This window comes from Bradyrhizobium sp., from assembly GCF_049581145.1.
GTDB lineage: Bacteria > Pseudomonadota > Alphaproteobacteria > Rhizobiales > Xanthobacteraceae > Bradyrhizobium.
This window is the reverse complement of the sequence record NZ_JBAURI010001099.1, coordinates 1-4,948: the sequence shown is the minus strand read 5'-3', so window position 1 is coordinate 4,948 and position 4,948 is coordinate 1. Positions and strand designations below refer to the sequence as shown.

Annotated in this window: 6 protein-coding genes and 1 pseudogene; 6 read left to right on the top strand and 1 reads right to left on the bottom strand. The window is 62.1% G+C overall.

Features of this window, described 5'->3' with window-relative positions; translation table 11 throughout:
• The 3 genes and pseudogenes from WCB02_RS35415 to WCB02_RS35405 all read left to right on the top strand — a co-directional run.
• Positions 1 to 582: pseudogene (locus tag WCB02_RS35415) on the top strand (carbamoyl-phosphate synthase large subunit); the annotation flags it as partial.
• Between the two features lie 201 nt (positions 583 to 783).
• A complete protein-coding gene (gene greA, locus WCB02_RS35410) occupies positions 784 to 1,257 on the top strand; it encodes a transcription elongation factor GreA (protein ID WP_423966058.1) in 474 nt (157 codons plus the stop codon).
• 292 nt (positions 1,258 to 1,549) lie between these two features.
• Positions 1,550 to 1,948 (top strand): DoxX family protein, encoded by a 399-nt coding sequence (locus tag WCB02_RS35405; protein WP_423966055.1) that lies wholly within the window; start codon positions 1,550 to 1,552, stop codon positions 1,946 to 1,948.
• Positions 1,949 to 2,021: 73 nt separating this feature from the next.
• Here WCB02_RS35405 and WCB02_RS35400 read toward each other — a convergent pair whose 3' ends face one another.
• The gene (locus WCB02_RS35400; protein WP_423966052.1) at positions 2,022 to 2,501 is read right to left on the bottom strand and encodes an Lrp/AsnC family transcriptional regulator; all 480 of its coding nucleotides are present in this window, start codon (positions 2,499 to 2,501) and stop codon (positions 2,022 to 2,024) included.
• 262 nt (positions 2,502 to 2,763) lie between these two features.
• Between WCB02_RS35400 and trxB the strand changes: the two genes are divergently transcribed.
• The 3 genes from trxB to WCB02_RS35385 form a co-directional block, all read left to right on the top strand.
• Positions 2,764 to 3,729, top strand: coding sequence for a thioredoxin-disulfide reductase (gene trxB, locus WCB02_RS35395; RefSeq protein WP_423966050.1), 966 nt, complete (start codon positions 2,764 to 2,766; stop codon positions 3,727 to 3,729).
• Between the two features lie 21 nt (positions 3,730 to 3,750).
• Positions 3,751 to 4,674, top strand: a complete 924-nt coding sequence (locus tag WCB02_RS35390; RefSeq protein WP_423966048.1) for a LysR family transcriptional regulator — start codon at positions 3,751 to 3,753, stop codon at positions 4,672 to 4,674.
• Between the two features lie 8 nt (positions 4,675 to 4,682).
• The coding region (locus tag WCB02_RS35385; RefSeq protein WP_423966045.1) for a hypothetical protein at positions 4,683 to 4,948 on the top strand (266 nt) is incomplete at its 3' end.

The window sequence follows — 4,948 nt, the reverse complement described above, 5'->3', positions numbered from 1 at the left end:
CTCGAAAAGCTCGATCACGTCGGGGTCAAGGAAGCGGTCTTTCCCTTCGCCCGCTTCCCGGGGGTCGACACGGTACTGGGGCCGGAAATGCGTTCGACCGGCGAGGTCATGGGCATCGACCGTTCGTTCGAGGTGGCATTTGCCAAGAGCCAGCTCGGCGGCGGCACCCGTGTGCCGCGCAAGGGCACGGTGTTCGTTTCGGTCCGCGAGAGCGACAAGACCCGAATCGCCGATGCGGTCCGGCTATTGTCGTCGCTCGGCTTCAAGGTATTGGCGACCTCGGGCACCCAGCGCTTCCTCACGGACCATGGCGTGCCGACCGAAAAAGTGAACAAGGTACTGGAAGGCCGGCCGCACATCGTCGACGCGATCACCAACGGCGATATCCAGCTCGTGTTCAACACCACCGAGGGCCCGCAGGCATTGGCCGACAGCCGCTCATTACGGCGCGCTGCCCTCTTGCACAAAGTGCCATACTACACCACTCTTTCAGGTGCCGTGGCGGCGGCCCGGGGCATCCGCGCCTATCTGGACGGAGACCTTGAGGTCCGCACCCTGCAGAGTTACTTTTCTGAAGGTTAATTGTTGACAGGGCGGGGACGCCCGCTGAACAATTAGCCTTAAAGCCAGTATGGCTGGAACTCACCGCCCCGTATGAATGTTGTCATGGCCCTTCACAGGGCCCGGGATTCATGGGCCGGCGGCGAGCCCCGATTGCCTGATCTGCCAAGCGTCTCGTGCGGGCCTCCCGACGGCCCGCGCGACCCAAGGACAAAAGAGATGATGGAAAAGGTTCCGATGACCTCGCTCGGCTATGCCGCGCTCGAGGATGAATTGAAGCAGCGCCAGTCGGTGAATCGTCCGCGCATCATCGAGCACATCGCGGAAGCGCGGTCGCACGGCGACCTTTCGGAAAATGCGGAGTATCACGCCGCGAAAGAAGAGCAATCGCACAATGAAGGCCGCATCGCCGAGCTCGAGGACAAGCTGGCGCGCGCCGACATCATCGACATCTCGAAACTCTCCGGCGACACGATCAAGTTCGGCGCGACGGTGACCCTGATCGACGAGGACACCGAGAAGAAAACCGTCTGGCAGATCGTCGGTGAGGTGGAAGCCGACGCCAAGAAGGGCAGGATCTCGATCACCTCGCCGCTGGCCCGCGCGCTGATCGGCAAGAAGAAGGGCGCATCCGTCGAGGTCGTGACGCCCGGCGGCGCAAAGGCCTATGAGATCACCAAGGTCGAGTGGCGCTAGGCTTGCCATGCAACCGCTGCCAAAAAAAGCCGCGTCGCTGACGCGGCTTTTCGCGTTGCGATCAATTCCCGCGGGCCCCCTGTGCCGCGGCAGGGAATGATCGGGCTTCGCCCGGTTGATAGACACGCGCCGGTCACGAATGCCGACGACAGAGCGCTTTCCGATGACGTTGAATCGGAAAGCGCTCTGTCGTCTTTGTTGGTCGCATTTTCCGGCGGAAAGCCGCTGCCCACCTCTCCGGAAAATGCTCTAAGCTAGTGCTACGGCGCGCCTATCAAACAGGGGACAAGACATGGAACAGACGCTTTCCAAATGGCAACCACAGGCCCTCAGCCTGTTTCGCCTCATGACCGGGCTTGTGCTGCTTCAGTTCGGCGTTGCAAAGCTCTTGAAGTTTCCACCAAACTCGCCCTTCGCAAAAGTCGAACTGATGTCCCTGTTCGGCGCGGCCGGCAGCATCGAGCTGATCTTCGGCACCCTCTTGCTGCTCGGCTTGTTGACCCGGCCGGTTGCATTCATTTTGTCGGGCGAAATGGCCTTTGCCTATTTCATCGAACACTTCCCGCGGAGCTTCTTCCCGGTGATCAATGGCGGGAGTCTCGCGATCGAGCTTTGCTTCGCATGTCTTTTCCTGTCGGCTGCAGGCGGAGGACCGTTGAGCCTCGATGCGCTGTTGCGCAAAAAGGGCTGACCCCCCTCGTCAACCCCATACCTCAGGGATGCGCCGGTCCGGCGCAGACCCGGTCTCGACTGGCGGCGGAACCCTATACCCGGGCTTTGACGTCCAGCGGCACCGCCGCTTCATATTTCGAATTGTGCAGCACCAGCGAGGTCCTGACGTTGCGCACATGCGGCGCGGCCGTCAGGTGGGTGACGAATTTCTGGAACGTCGCCATGTCGGGCGCCACGCATTTGAGGATGAAATCCACCTCGCCCGACAGCATCCAGCATTCCCGTACCAGCGGCTCGGCGCGGACGAAATCCTCGAACGCGCGCAGATCGGCGTCGGCCTGGCTGGACAGATGCACCGAGGCAAATACCGTGACGTCGAAGCCGAGCCGGCGCGGGTCGAGCAATCCGCGATAGCCCTGGATATAGCCCTCCTCCTCGAGGGTGCGCACCCGACGCAGGCAGGGCGGCGGCGATATTCCGACCCGTTTCGCCAGTTCGACATTGGTGATTCGGCCGTCGGCCTGGATCTCGCTCAGGATTTTGAGGTCGATCTCATCAAGATTCTTCGACACGGAAATTCCAGGTCTCCAGGGTCCTCGCGAGGAGGAAACGTCGTCGCTGGCAACTCTCTTAGCGCAGCTCGGGCACGACGCGCAATTTTATTGCGCGGGCCACACGCTGTTTACCGCGTTTGAGGGGAAAATCCGCGGATTTGGATTGCAATTCTTGCATGGCTCGCCAGATGTCTTAGAGTTGGTTTTGTCGCTTTCGGCGTCTTTTCGAGCGATTTCGCACTGGCGCCGCCCAAAATCCCTCAAGAGAAGCATTCCACCCATGTCCGCACCGATCCACGCCAAGGTCGTCATCATCGGCTCCGGGCCGGCCGGCTATACTGCGGCGATCTATGCGGCACGCGCCATGCTGGAGCCGATCCTGATCCAGGGCATCCAGCCCGGCGGCCAGCTCACCATCACCACGGAGGTCGAGAACTACCCAGGTTTCGCCGATGTGATCCAGGGGCCATGGTTGATGGAACAGATGGAGAAGCAGGCCGCCCATGTCGGTACCAGAATCGTCACCGATCTGGTGACCCGGCTCGAGCTTGCGCAGCGGCCGTTCCGCCTGACCTGCGATTCGGGCGACGTCTATCTGGCCGAAACCGTCATTCTCGCCACAGGCGCCCAGGCGCGCTGGCTCGGTCTTCCGTCAGAAGAGAAGTTCAAGGGTTTTGGCGTCTCGGCCTGCGCGACCTGCGACGGGTTCTTCTATCGCAACAAGGAGGTCGTGGTGGTCGGCGGCGGCAACACCGCAGTCGAGGAAGCGCTGTTCCTGACCAATTTCGCGTCAAGGGTGACCATCGTGCATCGCCGCGATCATTTTCGCGCCGAACGCATCCTGCAGGATCGGCTGTTCAAGAACCCCAAGATCAAGGTGGTGTGGGACAACGCACTCGACGAAATCCACGGCAAGGATAACCCGTCCAAGGTCACCGATATCAGGCTCAAGAACGTCAAGACCGGCGCACTGACGGAGCTTCCGGCCGATGGGGTCTTCATCGCGATCGGGCATGCGCCCGCGACCGACCTGGTCAAGGGCCAGGTCAAGCTGAAGCCTTCGGGCTACGTCGAGGTGGCGCCGAACTCGACGGCGACCTCGGTGCCCGGCCTGTTCGCCGCCGGCGACGTCGCCGACGAGATCTACCGCCAGGCGGTGACCGCCGCCGGCCTCGGCTGCATGGCGGCGCTGGAAGCCGAACGCTTTCTGGCGCTGCGCGCCAGCGAACGCGCCGCGGCGGAATGAGGCGGAATGAAATGACTGCACATGCCTAGAACACGGGACGGATTTGCCGACATGGATTGGGACAAGCTGAAGGTGTTTCACGCGGCGGCCGAGGCGGGGAGCTTCACGCATGCCGGCGAGCAGCTTGGACTCTCGCAGTCGGCGGTGTCGCGACAGGTCAGCGCGCTGGAGCAGGAATTGTCGGTCTCGCTGTTTCACCGGCACGCCCGCGGCCTGATCCTGACCGAGCAGGGCGACCTGTTATTCCGGACCGCGCATGACGTATTCATGCAGTTGCAGGCGGCCCGCGCCAAACTGACCGACAGCCGCGAGCGGCCAAGCGGCGACCTCAAGATCACGACGCCGCCGGCGCTTGGGATCAACTGGCTGATCCCGCGGCTGCACGAATTCACCGCGCTCTATCCGGAAATCCGGATTTCCATGATCGTCACCGACGAGGACCTCGACCTCTCGATGCGGGAAGCCGATGTCGCGATCCGCACCCGCAAGCCGACGCAGCCGGACCTGATCCAGCGCAAGCTGTTCTCGATCGGCTTCCACGCCTATTGCTCGCCGGAATACGTCAAGCGCTTCGGTACGCCGCGCACCCTGGACGACCTCGACACGCATCGCATCATTACGCTGAGCGATCTGCAGGTTCAGCCGCATCTGCAGAACCGCAACTGGCTGATCGAGGCCGGGCGCAATGGCTCCGGCCCGCGCGAGGCCTATTTCAGGGTCAACAACATCTTAGGGTTGGTACGCGCCTGCCAGCAGGGGCTCGGCATTGCCGCGCTGCCGGATTATCTGGTGGAAGACAACAGCCGGCTGGTCCAATTGTTCGGCGAATCCGATTCCATCCAGCTCGACACTTACTTCGTCTATCCCGAAGAGTTGAAGACGGTGGCGCGGGTCCAGGTGTTCCGCGACTTCGTCGTCAGCAAGGCACAGCGCTGGCCGTCCTGACTTTGCGCATGACTGACATGCGGGTCGGGCGGTTGCTGCCAGGCGCGAGCGCGGACAATAATGTTCAGACGCTGGGTTTTCGTGTTGCGCATTTGTCCCCCTCCTCCAGTGGCGCGAGCGCTCAGCGATCCTCTTGGAAGGTGATTGTGTCGGCCTCACGTGGCCAATACCTCAAGCCGGGCTCCTTTGAGCCCGGCTTTTTTTCGTCCATGCCGTCGCCGTGGAATGACACCATCGTATTGGCGCATGGCCGAAGCATAACGCTCCTGTCACG

Coding starts and splice junctions, on each gene's coding strand:
- greA (WP_423966058.1), top strand. CDS start 784: ATGGAAAAGGTTCCGATGACCTCGCTCGGCTATGCCGCGCTCGAGGAT.
- WCB02_RS35405 (WP_423966055.1), top strand. CDS start 1,550: ATGGAACAGACGCTTTCCAAATGGCAACCACAGGCCCTCAGCCTGTTT.
- trxB (WP_423966050.1), top strand. CDS start 2,764: ATGTCCGCACCGATCCACGCCAAGGTCGTCATCATCGGCTCCGGGCCG.
- WCB02_RS35390 (WP_423966048.1), top strand. CDS start 3,751: ATGCCTAGAACACGGGACGGATTTGCCGACATGGATTGGGACAAGCTG.